Raw genomic sequence first — 16,015 nt, forward strand, 5'->3', positions numbered from 1 at the left:
ATAATAAGATTGAAAAATGTGTGAAGAGGACACATATATTGTACTTTTACTTTTTTTAGGGTTGTTAAACCTGAATCCCCAAATGGATTTGGGAAAACGGTTGTCCTGCAGGAAATCATTGACCTATCCTCAAAAAAAGACCCGGCTTCCATGACGGAAACCGGGTCTTTAACTTGAATCAATCGCGACCGTATTCTTTTAGGTTGAGACGGTTGATTGCGCGTTTCAATGAAAGCTCAGCGCGTTTGAACTCAAGATCTGATAATTTCGTGTCCTGGAGGCGACGTTCTGCCCGGACTTTCGCAGCAGAAGCCCGGTCGTAATCGACCTTGTCTGCAGCTTCAGCCGTTTCAGCAAGAACTGTCACTGTATCCTGGCGCACTTCCATAAAGCCACCGCTGATAGCGATCAACGTGCGTCCGCCATCTTCGTGGCGCAACTTCAAGATGCTGATGTCGAGTGGTGTTACGAGCGGTACGTGGTGCGGGAGAACCCCGATCTCACCAGATATCGTTTTCGCAACGACCATACGGACATCGCCATCATACACTTCGCCATCCGGGGTGACGATATTGACATGAAGTGTGTTCATCTCAAGTCCCCCTTATGCTTTGTCACTTAGACAAGCGTCTTCGCTTTTTCAATCGCATCTTCGATCGGACCGACGAGACGGAATGCTTCTTCCGTCAAATCATCGTGTTTCCCACCGAGGATTTCTTTGAAGCCGCGGATCGTGTCCTTAACTGGGACGTACGATCCTTTTTGTCCTGTGAACTGCTCAGCTACGTGGAAGTTCTGCGACAAGAAGAACTGGATACGACGCGCACGGTGTACAGTCAATTTGTCTTCTTCAGACAACTCGTCCATACCGAGGATCGCGATGATATCTTGAAGTTCTTTGTAACGCTGAAGTGTTTCCTGAACTTGACGTGCTACGCCGTAATGCTCTTCGCCGACGATTTCCGGTGAAAGGGCACGTGATGTAGAAGCAAGTGGATCCACGGCAGGATAGATACCCATCTCAGAGAGACGGCGCTCAAGGTTCGTCGTTGCATCTAAGTGAGCAAACGTCGTTGCAGGAGCCGGGTCAGTATAGTCATCGGCCGGTACATAAACCGCTTGGATCGATGTAACCGAGCCTTTGTTTGTTGACGTGATACGCTCTTGAAGCATACCCATCTCTGTCGCAAGTGTCGGCTGGTAACCAACGGCAGATGGCATACGACCGAGAAGGGCCGATACCTCTGAACCTGCTTGTGTGTAACGGAAGATGTTATCAACGAAGAGAAGAACGTCTTGTCCCTGCTCATCACGGAAGTATTCCGCCATTGTCAAACCAGTCAAGGCAACACGAAGACGTGCGCCCGGCGGCTCGTTCATCTGACCGAAGACCATCGCTGTTTGTTTGATAACGCCTGAATCCGTCATCTCGTGGTACAAGTCATTACCTTCACGCGTCCGCTCACCAACACCTGCGAATACCGAGATACCGCTGTGCTCTTGGGCGATGTTGTTGATCAATTCCTGGATGAGGACGGTCTTACCTACACCAGCACCACCGAAGAGACCAATCTTACCACCCTTGATGTAAGGAGCGAGTAAGTCAACGACTTTAATTCCTGTTTCGAGGATTTCAACTTTTGTTGAAAGGTTATCAAACGTCGGTGCTTTTTTGTGGATCGGAAGACGTTCCACGCTTGCATCGAGTTCTTTTTCATCAATTGGGTTACCGAGTACGTTGAAGACGCGACCAAGCGTTGCTTCTCCGACAGGTACCGAGATTGGAGCACCAGTGTCCAGTACTTCCACTCCGCGGCGTACACCATCCGTAGAATCCATCGCAATGGTACGGACGACGTCGTCACCAAGGTGCAAGGCGACCTCAAGCGTCAAGTCGATAGCCACTTCTTCTACTGTTTGCGGCGTATATTGAATACGAAGCGCGTTGTAGATGTTCGGCAAGTGTCCGTCGAACTTAACGTCGATGACAGGTCCCATGACCGCGACGACGCGGCCTTTTAAACCGAGTTCGTTCATCGTGTTTCCTCCTAGCTATCATTACGCCGAGTGGATTACTGCTGCGCAGCGGCTCCACTGACGATCTCTGTGATTTCTTGCGTGATTGCAGCTTGTCGAGCCCGGTTGTAGACGAGAGTCAATCGACCGATCAAGTCATCTGCGTTATCTGTCGCACTTTGCATTGCTGTCATACGTGACGCATGTTCTGCTACTTTCGCGTCAAGAAGCGCACCGAAAATCAAGCTCTCCGCATAACGCGGAAGGAGTTCAGCCAGGATTTGTTCCTCGCTTGGCTCGTACTCATAAGTCGTCGAAGACGAAGCTTCGATTTCTCCGAGCGGGAGAAGGGTTTCGACTTTCACTTCCTGGCTGATGACAGACATGAAGTGGTTGTAGCACAGCTTGAGTTCGTCGATTTCGCCGAGCGTGAACGCACTCACTGTACGCTTCACGATTTCTGCGACATCGACATACGAAGGAGAATCGTTTAGTCCTGTGATCGCATCCGTGACCGTGATTCCGCGTGAACGGAAGAACTGGACACCGACTTTACCGACCACGAACAAGACGTAACTGTCCGTAGTATGCTTTTCATTGATTTCCCGGTAGACTTCACGCAGCACGTTGGCGTTATATGCACCAGCTAAGCCGCGATCCGATGTGATGACGATATAGCCTGTCTTTTTGACAGGACGTTTTTCGAGCATCGGATGGCTAGCACCTGTCGTGCCATTCGCAATGGTTCCGAGCACTTCCTGCATTTTCAGCATGTAAGGCTGGAACTTCGCGCTATGTGCTTGAGCGCGGTTCAGTTTCGACGCCGAAACCATGTTCATCGCTTTCGTGATCTGTTTCGTACTTTTCGTCGAGTTGATCCGCATTTGTATCTCGCGCAACGATGCCATTTCGATTCACCACCTTGTTAGTATCAAGAGTGTTCCGCCGAGCCTAAGAGAAATCTCTTAGACTGTCGGTTGGAACGTTTTCTTAAATTCTGAGATTGCAGTAACGATTTCTTCGTCAGCTGGAAGGTTACCTGTTTTACGGATCTCGTCGCAAAGTTGTTTGCGGTTTTGATCGAGCCAGAGGTTGAGTTCCTTTTCAAAACGACGAATATCTGAAACGGCAACATCATCAAGGTGACCACGAGTCAAGGCATAGATGATGATGACTTGCTTATCGACAGTCAACGGTTGGTTGAGATCCTGTTTCAGAACCTCTACTGTCCGCTCACCACGGTTAAGCTTCGATTGTGTCGCTTTATCAAGGTCAGATCCGAACTGTGAAAAGGCTTCGAGCTCACGGTAAGAAGCGAGGTCAAGACGGAGCGTACCCGCAACCTTCTTCATCGCTTTCACTTGAGCCGAACCACCTACACGCGATACCGAGAGACCCGGGTTGATCGCTGGACGGACACCTGAGAAGAAGAGATCCGATTGAAGGAAGATTTGACCATCCGTGATCGAGATAACGTTTGTCGGGATGTAAGCCGAGATATCCGACGCTTGTGTCTCGATGAACGGAAGTGCTGTTAAGCTACCTGCGCCAAGTCCGTCGTTCAATTTCGCCGCACGCTCAAGGAGACGTGAGTGAAGGTAGAAGACATCACCCGGGTAGGCTTCGCGGCCTGGTGGACGCTTCAGAAGAAGCGAAAGCTCACGGTATGCCGCTGCTTGTTTCGAAAGATCATCATAGATGACAAGAACGTGCTTGCCGAGATCCATGAAGTGTTCACCCATCGCTACACCAGCGAATGGTGCGAGGTAAAGAAGTGGCGCCGGCTGTGAAGCTGCTGCCGAAACGACGATTGTGTAATCGAGTGCACCGTTTTTACGGAGTGTTTCAACAACACCACGGACTGTTGATTCTTTTTGTCCGATTGCGACGTAGATACAAATCATGTTTTCTTCTTTTTGGTTGATGATCGTATCGATGGCGATCGACGTTTTACCCGTCTGACGGTCACCGATGATCAACTCACGTTGTCCGCGGCCGATTGGAACGAGGGCATCGATTGCCTTGATTCCCGTCTGAAGCGGTTCGTGAACCGATTTACGTGCCATAACACCAGAAGCTTTACGCTCGATTGGGTTATAGTGTTCTGTTTCGATTGGACCCAGACCATCGATTGGCATACCGAGCGGGTTAACGACACGTCCGAGGAGTGCGTCTCCAGTTGGTACTTCCATGATGCGGCCCGTACGGCGAACAGAGTCGCCTTCTTTGATTTCAAGGTAGTCACCGAGAATGATGATACCGACGTTGCCTTCTTCTAAGTTTTGCGCCAAGCCCATTGTGCCGTTAGCGAATTCTACGAGCTCTCCCGACATGACGTTGTCGAGTCCGTGTGCACGAGCGATACCATCACCGATTTGGATGACTGTACCTGTCTCGTTCACTTCCATCGTAGAACCGTACTGCGCGATACGCGCTTTAAGCAGGGCGCTGATTTCTTCAGCTCTAATGCTCATGCGTTTCACCCCTATTTTCTTACGCTTTTAACAGCTCACGCTCAAGTCGCGTTAGTTTCGTTTCGATCGTGCCATCATATGTCGTGTAACCGATTTGAACACGAAGTCCGCCGATTACGTTCGTATCAACAACATTTTCTACTTCAAGCGTTTTACCTGATTTTTGGCCAAACGTTTCCTTCACGTTCGTGAGTTCTTCGTCCGACAGTTTGTATGCACTTGTGACGATTGCTGTCGCAACGTTACGGTGCTCATTCAACAACGCGATGAAATGCTCCGGCAATGATAATACTTCCGCCGCCCGGTCGTTTTCGACCATGACGAGGATCGTATTCAAGACAATCGTATTGAAGCCTGTGAAGCTCGTCTGAAGGACTTGCTTCAGCTCTTCTGCAGAAATCGATGGGTTTTCTAACACCGATGCGAGCTCTGGTGTTGCGTGGAGCACTTCGCCGAGCGTTCGCACATCAGCTTCTGCTTGGTCGAGCACGTGATGCTCAAGTGCAAGATCGAAGAGCGCTTTTGCGTAGCGTCCCGCTACGTGGTCACGCATTAGTTCGTGCCCTTAGTATCAGCGAGGAATTGATCGACGAGTGCACGTTGTGCCGCTTCGTCTGTCGCCAGCTGTGTTTTCATGACGTGGCGTGCTGCAGCGATTGCTTGAAGAGCAACATCGTTCTTCAAAGCAGCTTGTGCTTCAGCGCGTTCACGTTCGATTGCACGGCGAGCTTCTTCCTTGCTCAATTCTGTTTCGACACGTGCCTGCTCCATCGCACGTGCTTGTTCTGCCTCAGCTTGACGGCGTGATGCTTCTAACAGGTCACGTGCTTCCGTACGTGCCTTGTTGAGTTCTGCTTGTTGTTGTTCTACGTAGACTTCAGCGTCTTTCCGGCTTTTCTCAGCCGAATTGATCTCGCTAGCCACATGCTCTTCCCGCGCTTTCATCATGTTGACGAGCGGGCCCCATGCGAATTTCTTCAAGAGGATGAGGAGCAAGAGGAAAACGACGATCGTGACGATCATATTGGCGAGAAGAAGATGGTTGCTTTCTGCAACTCCTTCAGCCGCACGATACGTGAGATTCATTCGATTACACTCCCCTCGTGGTTGGTCCTACTTCTAGTATCTACATAAGGGAGCCGTAGCCCCCATGACGGTTCACTCTAATGGAACGAATAACGCCCTATGTAGCTCAGTTCTTCGTGCGTAAAATTAAATACGGATTAAGAGTTGAGAAGAAGGAAACCGACCGCTACACCGATGATTGGAAGTGCCTCAACGAGACCGATACCGATGAACATTGTTTGACGAAGTTCGTTTTTGAGTTCTGGCTGACGTGCTTGTCCTAATACTGTACCGTTTACGATAAGACCGTTACCGATACCTGCGCCGAGTGCGCCGAGTCCGATGATGATCGCTGTTGCAATAAGTTCCATTATGAATTGCCTCCCTAGATTGTGTTCGAAATTTGGTCGTGCGATTATCGGAAAAGCAGATGCTTTACCTTCGAATTAATGGTCGTGCGCTGCCTTATGCCCGATGTAAACCATCGTTAAGATAAGGAAGATATACGCTTGGATTGCTCCGATGAAGAGTGAGAATCCTTGCCAGATCAACATTGGGATCGCTGACAGAATAGCACCGACTGGTCCGAGGAATTGGAAATCGTTCGTTCCAGAGACGATACCGATCGAAAGAATGATACCAATCATGATTTCACCCGCGAAGATGTTACCGTAAAGACGAAGACCGAGAGTCAACGTGTTTGCGAATTCCTCGATGATGGTAATAATAAACATCGGCGTCATAAACGTTTTCGCATACGAGCCGAAGCCGCGCATTTTCACACCGTAATAATGGCTCATGACCACTACCATAGATGAAAGTGCAAGTGTCACATACGGATCTGCAGTTGGTGAGTTGAACCAAATGTAGTGACCCGTCACAACGTTAAAGGGAAGACCCATTAAGTTGGACACGATGATGAACAGGAACAGTGTCATTCCGAAAGTTAGGAAGCGACCCCCTGTTTTCCAGTCCATCGTGCTGCTGATGATTCCGCGAACGAACTCGAGGAACATCTCCATCACGTTTTGAGCACCGGTCGGCTTCATCACAAGACGTCGCGTACCGGCCACGGCAATCAGGAAAACGAGAGCAGCTGCAATCAGCACTGTGATCAAGTTTGTCCAGCTACCGTACAGAACGAAGTCGCCCCAGAGTGGGATTTCGTAAAGTGGCATTTCGTGGTTCATTTGATTATTCACCTCTTTTCCCGCTTAAGTTCGTGAGTAAAATACTCACAAAATTGTATGACGTGGCCGGCGAGAAGGCCTATTACCACCGCAGTTAATGACAATTCGGCTTCATACTTCAAGCCGATCATCACACAGAGTACCGCGACCGCCATGCGTGATACGGTCCCTCGAGACATCGGCTTGCGCCCACGCTCGATTACACGATACATTCGATCGACGCTTAATCGTTGCAGCGTCAAGATCATGAAGCTACCTGCCCCACCCAGTGCCAGTCCATAAATCACCGGATCACTCGGATAACCGACAAGTAACAGGACGGCAAGGATTCCATAATAGAGTCCGAACCATCGTAAGTACGCACGATACAACGCATCTTGAAGGATGATATTCATGTCTTGTCTCCTAACAAGTGCCTGATCATTGCGATCATGCAAAGAATTCCGATGAAAATCCCGATGAACACTGCAAACGTCGCACCCATCTTTTGCCACCAATCCTGCTGTTCCCCATAGTTCCCAACAAGAAAGCCGATGACGATCGGTGCGGCTAGTGCCGTCGAAATTTGCGAGGCCATGACCATACTCGTCGCGAGCCCTTTTTGGCGCACTAGAGACGACCCCCTTTTCCCAGTTGTGAGTTCTTTTTCTTTCCCACAATTTGCGGATTTTCATACTAGTCAAGAATACAATGAGAACCATTTCATAGTCAAATGAATTCACAATTAAAATGGAGCCGTAAAACCATTGTATATCAACAATTGATAAGGTTTTCACAGAGGTGTCCCGTGCCACTCTTTTCACGAAGATGTGAAGAAAATATGTAGTATTATCAACGTTTATCGAGATGGTTCACTAGGTGAACAAAATCCTTGAACAGTAACGTTATATCGTGTTCTGAAATGAGAAACAAGTCACCTAAATCTGATTTGTGTCGATTTTGTGAAAAAACATTTTTCGTTCACATTTGTAAACGCTTCCTTTATGGGACGGTTTACCCCCTCTGACATCTGTTTGTAACAAAGCGGATGCATGGTTTCCAATTCGTTCCGTGTGTCCCTTGTCACAGCTTAAAAATTCACGGATGACTTTCTATTTTCAAGGTCATGATACGGCTCTTTTTTTAACAAAAATCATACATTTAGTCCTTCCGCTTCAGTAGTGGGCTACTGTTTTTTTACTCATCTACCTTGATTTGAAAACGATTGGCTACATATGGTAAAAAGAAGTGACATGAACCAATCAAAAGGAAGTGAACCTCATGGAAACCGAACGCTTTCGTGTTCAGTGCGGGGATTGCTTCGGACTTTGTTGTACGGCCCTCGCGTTTTCCGCTTCAAGCGATTTTGGTCACGACAAACCGGAAGCGACACCCTGCCGGAATTTAGACAACGAGTACCGCTGCCGGATTCACGACCGGCTGCGTCCAAGCGGCTATAAAGGATGCACCGTCTATGACTGCTTCGGTGCCGGGCAACAGATTTCGCAGGTGACATTTTCCGGCGTGTACGATGAGACGACAAAACCGGTCATGTACGCCCTCTATCCGAAGATGGTCCATCTGCAGGAAATGATGTGGTACCTGACAGACGGTATCCGGCCGGCCACCCGCCCGATTCATCATTTGCTCGAGGACAAGCTGGCCGAACTCGATGCCCTGACCCACTCTTCTCCGGAAGAACTGGCGGCACTCGATCTCGATCAGGTAAGGGCAACCGTTCTACCGCTTCTTGCCCAAATCGAAGAACTGGTTCAAACGCCGGTCTCAGGGACAAGCAGACGTCCGCTCCCCCGCGACTGGATCGGAAAAAATCTTGCCGGACAGGATTTCTCCGGCGTTAGTGTCCGCGGCCAGTTTTTACTCGCGACGAACTTATCGAACAGTCGGTTGCGTGGCGTCAACTTCCTCGGTGCCGATTTGCGGGACTGTCAGCTGGCCGGTGCCGATTTGACCGATGCGTTGTTTTTGACACAGGCGCAGGTCAATGCGGCACAAGGCGACGCGAAGACACATCTGCCGGAACGGTTGCTCCGCCCGTCACACTGGGCGTAATTCACTATTCTCCGACAAGAGGAGTGTCTCTTTTCCAAACATAACCGTCATACTATCTTAACAGGCGTTCCGTCCTCTTCCTCATGCGCTTTCCGCAGGCGAGACACAAGCCAGCTTTCCTGCCCCTGTGGTCAGGAAACCGGGTCTCGTTTGTCTCTAACAGCGCAAAAAAACGCGCTTTTTCCTGCAGGAGTCGCATGAAACGAGGACGTTCACGTCGCCTATTGACACATCGTTCGTACGTCCATCTTTGGAACAGATAATTCTGTTGTATTCCAAAAAGGACCGAGGCCTCCGTTTTTGACGGGGACATCGGTCCTTTTGCTGTATGCCTATACTTTCGTCAGTTCTCTACTTTAAACGGCTCAAACGCCGCATCCTGATTAAAATGTTCCAGAATTGCCGCCGCAATCCGTTCAGAAGCATGACCGTCTCCATAAGGATTTGAAGCCTGGGCCATCTTGTTATGTGCTACTTCGTCTTCGAGCAACTCACTCGCGAGACGATAGATTGTTTCTTCATCCGTTCCGGCCAGCTTCAGCGTTCCCGCTTTAACGCCTTCCGGACGTTCGGTCGTATCGCGTAAGACGAGAACCGGCACACCGAGTGACGGAGCTTCTTCCTGGACGCCGCCGGAATCCGTCAAGATAAGGTGCGCCCGGCTCGCAAAGTTATGGAAGTCAAAGACGTCGAGCGGCGGAATCAAGGTGATGCGGTCGTGTCCTCCGAATACGTCACTCGCCGCTTCCTGGACGACAGGATTCAAATGAACCGGATAGACGATATGAATGTCCGGATGGTCGTCGACAAGACGCCGGATCGCCCGGAACATCTGGTGCATCTTCGCACCTAAATTTTCCCGCCGATGGGCCGTCATCAGGACAAGTCGCTTCGAACCGATTTGTTCGAGAACGGGATGGACGTAATCCGGTTGGACCGTCGTTTGCAGGGCATCAATCGCTGTGTTTCCGGTCACGAAAACACCCGCGTGTCTGTTTTCAGACGCCAGATTCGCTGCCGCCTGCTCGGTCGGTGCAAAATGCAGATCGGCCAGCGTCGAGGTCAATTGCCGGTTCACTTCTTCCGGGAACGGTGAGTACTTATTGTATGTACGAAGTCCGGCCTCGACATGTCCCACAGCGATTTGATTGTAGTAGGCAGCGAGACTGCCGACGAACGTCGTCGTCGTGTCACCGTGGACAAGGACGAGATCCGGTTTGACTTCCTTCATGACAGCATCGAGTCCCTCGAGACCGCGTGTCGTGATATCGACCAGGGTCTGCCGCGCTTTCATGATGTTCAAGTCATGATCCGGTGTAATCTCGAACAGCTCCAAGACTTGATCGAGCATCTCCCGGTGTTGGGCCGTAATCGTGACATGGACGTCAAACGCAGGGTTGTTCTTTAAGACGTTGACGAGCGGTGCCATTTTGATGGCTTCCGGTCGTGTGCCGAAAATCGGCATGACTTTGATGGGCATACGGACTTCCTCCTTCTTGCTTCTGTTTTCATTAAAACATATTCCGCGTCACGTGCGCAGTCCGCACTTGTGGCAACTCATACAAAAAAAGACGCTCCCTTCGCAGGAAGCGCCTTTCATTCTGTTTATTACTTTGTACCAAACAGACGGTCACCCGCATCCCCGAGTCCGGGAACGATATAACCATGGTCGTTCAATTTCTCATCAAGTGCCGCAAGATAGATATCGACATCCGGATGTTCTTCCTGAATGCGTTTGACGCCTTCAGGTGCCGCACAGAGGCAAGCCAGCTTAATGCTTTGTGCACCCTGTTTTTTCAAAGAGGAGATTGCGTCAGCAGCAGAACCGCCTGTCGCAAGCATTGGATCGACGACGACGAAATCACGTTCTGCGACGTCTGTCGGTAATTTGAGATAGTATTCTGTCGGCTCAAGTGTTTCCGGATCACGGTAAAGACCGATGTGTCCTACTTTGACGTTCGGCATCATGCGAAGCATGCCGTCCACCATCCCAAGACCTGCACGAAGAATCGGAACGATTCCCAGTTTCTTGCCCTCGATCATTTTTTGCGTCGTTTTCGTGACCGGTGTCTCGATTTCAACGTCAGTAAGTGGTAGGTCGCGTGTGAGTTCATATGCCATCAATGAAGCCACTTCGTCGACAAGCTCCCGGAATTGTTTCGTTCCTGTTTCGACTTTACGCATGATCGTCATCTTGTGCTGAATCAATGGGTGATCAAATACATGTACTTTACTCATTGTTTTGCATCTCCTCTCCATTCTCTTTTCGCATTGTACTCCAAAAAGCGACTGCTTGGGAACTGTTTTCTTCGAATCAATCTCCCAGCGTACTCTTCCCTTGAAGGATTGCCTTCGCAGCATATGACCATTCGTTGTCAGGTTGTTTCGCTAATTCCTGTAATGTAGTTTTGTAATTACCGACTTTATTTTTTTGTTCGTAAACAGCCTGCATCCATAAGACATCACTCATGTAACCGGATTCCGGGAAATCATTCCGATACGCCAGATAGTCACTTTGTTTCGTTTCCTTCAGCTTTCCGGCTGCAATCAGTTTGTAGAAACGTGCCATACCGGCTGTCTCTTTATTCGTCAGGACCTTTCCGGTCAACAATTGGTTCGCCGTTTCATACTCTTTGGACTGAACGGAAGAAACTGCCTCCTGAAGGGCCTGCTCAGGACCCTTCGTTGACGCTTGTGGCTCCTCTTGTTCCGTTTCTTTCGATTGATCGGCTTTAGTTTTTTTTGTTTCCGTCTTTTTTTCTTCAGATGCCGTCAGCTTCTCATTTTTTTGTTTCAGCTGTTCGACTTCTTTTTCTAAAGTTGCAAGCTTTTGTTCAACGCTCGTTTGTTCGGAAATTTTTTTAGGCGGAGCTTCCTCGGAAAAATCAACTTGCGTAATGCCGACTGCTAATAGGCCGGCTACGACTAATCCACCTAACCACAACGGATTGCTCCGAAGAATTTTTTTCCATGACTTCAGTTGCGAATGATTTTGTACAACAGAAGGATATGCCGAAAAACGTTTTCGGGCCAATCGTTTCCCACCGATTTTTCCTGCAATCGCCAATCGGTAACGGTAAATCTCCGCCGGTAACGGAAGAGGTTTCCACTGCATGAACCGTGCATCGGCCTGTTCATAAAAACCGGCTTGTTCCATGATGACAATGGCTTTAAAATCTTCAACCAATCGTTTATAGTCACGTTTTGATAAACTTTTATCTTCCAACCATTTCGTAATGTGTGCCGTATTAATCGTCTCTAGTTCCGACCGTATGAATTTAGATAAGTCCATCGTTTAAATCCACCCTTAAATTATTCGTATTCAGTTAAGTATATCAAAAATACTGCTCTAACTTTTATTTTTAGTGCGAAAACAAAAGTCAGAGCAGTATCCTGTTTTAATTGATTTCTTGAATCTGTCCATCTTCCATCCGTAAGACACGGTCACAATACGTCAGCATCCGTTCGTCATGGGTGATGACGATGACCGTCTTGCCGTGCTCATGTGCCTGTCGCTGCAACAACTCCATCACCTGTCGAGCATTCGTATAGTCGAGGCTCGCGGTTGGTTCGTCCGCTAAGACAAGACGCGGATCATTGACAAGCGCCCGGGCAATCGCAACCCGTTGCCGTTCTCCGCCGGATAATGCTTGCGGAAGATGGTCGGCGCGGTCACGTAATCCGAACACTTCAAGATGGGTCGCCGCATCGATGGTGTGACCGGCTTCTTCCGCGACAAGCTCCAGTTGTTCCGCTGCGGTTAAAAAGGGCACGAGGTGGGATTCCTGAAAGATGAAGCCGATTTCGAGCAGTCTCATTTGTCGTCTTTGTTCATCCGACGTGTCCTGCAGGAGTAGGTCATCAAACTGGATCTTTCCTCCGGACGGGGTCTGCAGAAGACCAAGCAGCTGGAGTAATGTACTTTTCCCGCTGCCGCTTGGTCCGACAAGTGCAATCAACTCTCCTTCTTTTGCTTCAAATGAGACATGTTGCAGCACTTTCATCGCCCCATACGTTTGTTCGACCTCCGTCAGCTTTATCATCCTGTCATTCCTCCCATCGCATCCGCCGGTTCCAGTTTTCTCAAAGCACGCAACGGAATCAGACCACCGAGTAGTGCTGTCACGATGATCAATCCACCGTACAGCAGACTGGTCGTCCATTCAAAGCGGAATGGTAAATCGTCCGGTAACAGTTGTCCGGCCGTCCAAGTCAACAACAGACTGACTGAAAACGAGACGACCGTCAGCAAAAATACCTGCAGGACGAGTCCTTGCCCAATCGTCCGCGTCCGAATCCCGATTGCTTTCAGGATACCGAGTTGTTTCATCTTTTGCATCGTCAAGATGTAGAAGAAGGCCGTCAAAATCAACGAACCGATGACGATCAGAGCGAGCCGCATCATCTGGAACGAGTTTTGTTCCGCCGCGTAACCCGGTACCTGTTCAACGATTTGCTGTTTCGTATACGTCGCAAGCGTAGTTTTGATCGGTTTCCCGCTGATGAAGGCAGAGACATAATCCGTCCCCATCTGCTGTTGCCAGTCGTCCCATGTCGAAAGCGTCATCCAGACGACCGGTGCATGGCTGTAGCGTCCGTCGTTGACCGTACCGACGATTTCGAACGTCTGTTTCGTCCGGAAGTCCGTGACCGAATCACCGACTTTCGTACCGCTCTGTTCAGCGTACTGTTGATCGACCAACACCTGTCCGTCCTTTAAGTCCGCCAGTTGACGCGGTCCGTAACGCGTATCACTCGGAGAAGCGAACACGGTCACATCGTCTTTTGTTCCATTCCTTTTTTCAAGCACCATGTTTTGTACACCTAGTGCTTCCGTTGCCACCGGTTGATCCGTCCGCTCTAAAAAGGATCGTGTCAGCTGCCCTTCCGCATCCTTACTCAAGGCAACCTGCTCGATCGGCAAGTTACGGACAATTGCTCCATTGTCATATGCCAGTCCATCGGCCAGTCCGGAAATCATCAAAATCAACAAGACGATCAACGTCGTCACGATTGCCATCAAGAAGAACCGTTGCCGCATCCGAATCAATTCACGCCATCCCATCTTCATCTGTCATCCCTCCTGTTTATACGTTACAGATTTGATTGTAGCGGGCGAAGATGAACGGAACATGAACGACTCCGTCTTACTTAAAAAAAGTCAGGACAATCGTCGTCCCTGTACCGGGAATCGACTCGATCCGAATCTGTCCTTTTAATTGATCAACCGTCTCCTTGACGATCGCCAGTCCGAGACCGGCCCCACTCGTCCCCCGTGACGTATCGCCCTGATAAAATCGTTCGAAGGCATGGCTGATCATTTCTTCCGTCATACCCGGTCCTTGATCCTTGATCCGCACAAGGACCGATTCGGCTTGGGTATCGACTTGAATCGTAATCAAATCGCCTTCCGCTGAGACATGTAAGGCATTTCGAATCAGATTTTGAAAAATCTGTTCTAGCGCCAACTCATCCGCCAGAATCACCGGCTCATCCGATGCCTCAAGCGCAACGGCCATACCCCGTTCATCCAACTGGTAACGAAGCGTCTCCAGTGTCGCCTGAATGGATTGGACGAGCTGAATCGGCTGTCGTTTAAGCGGTCGCCCTTCATCGAGCCGGGCCAAAGTCAGTAATTGACGGGTCAACTCGGCCATCCGGGTCGCTTCCTGTCCGATCGTCCGTAACTTCAGACGCTCTTCCGTTTCAGCAGACCGTTCGAGCTGCTCCGCGTATCCTCTGATTGTCGTCAGCGGCGACTGGAATTCGTGCGAGACATTGGCGACGAATGCTTTACGTTCCGCGTCCGACTTCGCGACGGCCTGCGCCATCTCGTCAAACCGCCGTGATAACTCTCCAATCTCATCTTGTCCGGCCGTCGCGACCGAAATCGAGTAATCCCCGGCCGTCATCTGTTCCGTCGCCATCGTCAATCGTTTGATCGGACGCACCAGGTAACGGATTGAGAAAATCAGCAGCAGAAAACTGAGCAGAACGAGTAATGCCAGGAACGCACCGACGAACAGATGCAGCTCCCGAATCTGCCGGCTTAAGTCCGGACGGATGAATACGGCGTCTGTCCCTGCAGCCGTTTGTAAGGACGTTCCGTACGTATTGATGACTTCGTTATCAAACAATCCGAGCAGGAACAAATGGAACGGGTAGTCCCGCATCCCCTGATAGACCTGTCCGTCCTGCACCGATCGAAGGATCTCAGGTGCGATTGTCTCATTACGGAACGGATTCCCGTACCGCTTGACCTGTCCGGATTCCGACACGACATAGAGTTGAAAGCCGGTCGCACTGAGCATCTCGTAAAATGAGTCAACACGCCGGTCCCCATGCTGTTCGTAATACGCGAACGACGTCTCGACCGCTTCTTCGACCTTCTGGCTGTAAGAAGCTTGCCAAACCGTGTAATACAAGACATTGCTGATCAATAAGGCAATCAACGCCGAGACGAGCAGGACCAGACAGACGAGGCCGACGATTTTGACATATAACGACTTCATGATTTCACCTCTAACCGGTATCCGAGACCACGGACTGTCTGAATCGTGATCGCATCCGTCTGTTGTAAACGGGCACGCAACCGCTTGATATGGACGTCAATCGTCCGGTCGTCTCCCATGAAATCGAGCCCCCAAACGTGTTCAATCAGTTCTTCGCGGCTGAAGACCCGTCCCGGAAAGCTCGCCAGTTGGTGCAACAATTCGAACTCACGGCGGGGAATCGTCAACCGGGTCGTTCCAATCGTCAGCTGCTGACTCTGTTTATCGATTACGACTTCACCGAACTGCATGATCGGGACGACGGCTTTTTGATAACGCCGGGCTACGGCATGCAGACGAAACACCAGTTCTTCCGGATCAAACGGTTTCGTGATGTAATCATCGGCGCCGGCTGAAAAGCCGTCACGTTTATCGGTCAGTTCTCCGAGAGCCGTCAGCATCAAAATCGGAATTTCCTGACTTTCCCGCAACAAGGTACACAGTTCAAAACCGGTTCGTCCCGGCACCATCACATCCAGCACGGCGGCTTCGAACAGTTGATGACTCATCCACCGGGCTGCTTCGTTCCCGTCCGCCGTCGCGACAATCTGATGGCCGTCCGCTTCAAGTGTCTCCCTAACCAGTCGCTGAATATGTAAATCGTCTTCTACGACTAAAATCTTCATCATCCTTCACTTCCTTTCCGATTAGCTGAAGGTCATCAAAA

At 49.9% G+C, this 16,015-nt stretch carries 18 protein-coding genes; 1 reads left to right on the plus strand and 17 read right to left on the minus strand.

The features are described 5' to 3' along the window. Positions 1 to 178 precede the first annotated feature (178 nt). From KNP91_RS09430 to KNP91_RS09475, 10 genes are all read right to left on the minus strand, one after another. Positions 179 to 592 carry a F0F1 ATP synthase subunit epsilon gene (locus KNP91_RS09430; protein WP_012371539.1) on the minus strand — a complete coding sequence of 138 codons (414 nt, stop codon included), beginning with the start codon at positions 590 to 592 and terminating at the stop codon, positions 179 to 181. Positions 593 to 618: 26 nt separating this feature from the next. Next, complete coding sequence (atpD, locus tag KNP91_RS09435; protein ID WP_012371540.1) at positions 619 to 2,037, minus strand: F0F1 ATP synthase subunit beta; 1,419 nt, start codon at positions 2,035 to 2,037, stop codon at positions 619 to 621. 35 nt (positions 2,038 to 2,072) lie between these two features. Further along, positions 2,073 to 2,924: an ATP synthase F1 subunit gamma gene (gene atpG / locus KNP91_RS09440; RefSeq protein WP_012371541.1), complete on the minus strand. Its 852-nt coding sequence runs from the start codon at positions 2,922 to 2,924 to the stop codon at positions 2,073 to 2,075. Positions 2,925 to 2,981: 57 nt separating this feature from the next. Further along, complete coding sequence (gene atpA / locus KNP91_RS09445; protein WP_012371542.1) at positions 2,982 to 4,490, minus strand: F0F1 ATP synthase subunit alpha; 1,509 nt, start codon at positions 4,488 to 4,490, stop codon at positions 2,982 to 2,984. A gap of 19 nt (positions 4,491 to 4,509) precedes the next feature. Then, positions 4,510 to 5,043 (minus strand): F0F1 ATP synthase subunit delta, encoded by a 534-nt coding sequence (locus KNP91_RS09450; RefSeq protein WP_214849867.1) that lies wholly within the window; start codon positions 5,041 to 5,043, stop codon positions 4,510 to 4,512. After that, entirely contained in the window at positions 5,043 to 5,576 is a 534-nt protein-coding gene (gene atpF / locus KNP91_RS09455) for a F0F1 ATP synthase subunit B (protein ID WP_012371544.1), read from the minus strand. The genes KNP91_RS09450 and atpF overlap by 1 nt, the downstream gene beginning before the upstream one ends. 137 nt (positions 5,577 to 5,713) lie before the next feature. Beyond that, positions 5,714 to 5,926 (minus strand): F0F1 ATP synthase subunit C, encoded by a 213-nt coding sequence (atpE, locus tag KNP91_RS09460; RefSeq protein ID WP_012371545.1) that lies wholly within the window; start codon positions 5,924 to 5,926, stop codon positions 5,714 to 5,716. A gap of 75 nt (positions 5,927 to 6,001) precedes the next feature. After that, positions 6,002 to 6,745, minus strand: coding sequence for a F0F1 ATP synthase subunit A (gene atpB, locus KNP91_RS09465; RefSeq protein WP_012371546.1), 744 nt, complete (start codon positions 6,743 to 6,745; stop codon positions 6,002 to 6,004). 8 nt (positions 6,746 to 6,753) lie between these two features. Then, complete coding sequence (locus KNP91_RS09470) at positions 6,754 to 7,140, minus strand: ATP synthase subunit I (protein ID WP_012371547.1); 387 nt, start codon at positions 7,138 to 7,140, stop codon at positions 6,754 to 6,756. Next, positions 7,137 to 7,355, minus strand: a complete 219-nt coding sequence (locus KNP91_RS09475; protein ID WP_012371548.1) for an AtpZ/AtpI family protein — start codon at positions 7,353 to 7,355, stop codon at positions 7,137 to 7,139. The genes KNP91_RS09470 and KNP91_RS09475 overlap by 4 nt, the downstream gene beginning before the upstream one ends. A 650-nt stretch (positions 7,356 to 8,005) precedes the next feature. On the opposite strand from KNP91_RS09475, the gene KNP91_RS09480 reads away from it, so the two are divergent. Continuing rightward, positions 8,006 to 8,797 (plus strand): pentapeptide repeat-containing protein, encoded by a 792-nt coding sequence (locus KNP91_RS09480; RefSeq protein WP_214765384.1) that lies wholly within the window; start codon positions 8,006 to 8,008, stop codon positions 8,795 to 8,797. 343 nt (positions 8,798 to 9,140) lie between these two features. Here KNP91_RS09480 and wecB read toward each other — a convergent pair whose 3' ends face one another. From wecB to KNP91_RS09515, 7 genes are all read right to left on the minus strand, one after another. Then, a complete protein-coding gene (wecB, locus tag KNP91_RS09485; protein WP_214765386.1) occupies positions 9,141 to 10,277 on the minus strand; it encodes a non-hydrolyzing UDP-N-acetylglucosamine 2-epimerase in 1,137 nt (378 codons plus the stop codon). A 128-nt stretch (positions 10,278 to 10,405) separates the two neighbouring features. Then, on the minus strand, positions 10,406 to 11,035 hold the full coding sequence (gene upp / locus KNP91_RS09490; RefSeq protein WP_012371551.1) for a uracil phosphoribosyltransferase: 630 nt from the start codon (positions 11,033 to 11,035) through the stop codon (positions 10,406 to 10,408). 76 nt (positions 11,036 to 11,111) lie between these two features. Then, the gene (locus KNP91_RS09495; RefSeq protein ID WP_214765388.1) at positions 11,112 to 12,089 is read right to left on the minus strand and encodes a hypothetical protein; all 978 of its coding nucleotides are present in this window, start codon (positions 12,087 to 12,089) and stop codon (positions 11,112 to 11,114) included. A 106-nt stretch (positions 12,090 to 12,195) separates the two neighbouring features. Next, positions 12,196 to 12,840: an ABC transporter ATP-binding protein gene (locus KNP91_RS09500; RefSeq protein ID WP_214765390.1), complete on the minus strand. Its 645-nt coding sequence runs from the start codon at positions 12,838 to 12,840 to the stop codon at positions 12,196 to 12,198. Continuing rightward, positions 12,837 to 13,868, minus strand: a complete 1,032-nt coding sequence (locus tag KNP91_RS09505) for an ABC transporter permease (RefSeq protein ID WP_214765392.1) — start codon at positions 13,866 to 13,868, stop codon at positions 12,837 to 12,839. Before KNP91_RS09505 ends, KNP91_RS09500 begins: the two co-directional genes overlap by 4 nt. Positions 13,869 to 13,944: 76 nt before the next feature. Then, on the minus strand, positions 13,945 to 15,309 hold the full coding sequence (locus KNP91_RS09510; RefSeq protein WP_214765393.1) for a HAMP domain-containing sensor histidine kinase: 1,365 nt from the start codon (positions 15,307 to 15,309) through the stop codon (positions 13,945 to 13,947). Continuing rightward, positions 15,306 to 15,977: a response regulator transcription factor gene (locus KNP91_RS09515; protein ID WP_251135972.1), complete on the minus strand. Its 672-nt coding sequence runs from the start codon at positions 15,975 to 15,977 to the stop codon at positions 15,306 to 15,308. The genes KNP91_RS09510 and KNP91_RS09515 overlap by 4 nt, the downstream gene beginning before the upstream one ends. Positions 15,978 to 16,015: the final 38 nt, after the last annotated feature.

Source organism: Exiguobacterium sp. s138 (assembly GCF_018618775.1).
Taxonomy (GTDB): domain Bacteria; phylum Bacillota; class Bacilli; order Exiguobacteriales; family Exiguobacteriaceae; genus Exiguobacterium_A; species Exiguobacterium_A artemiae.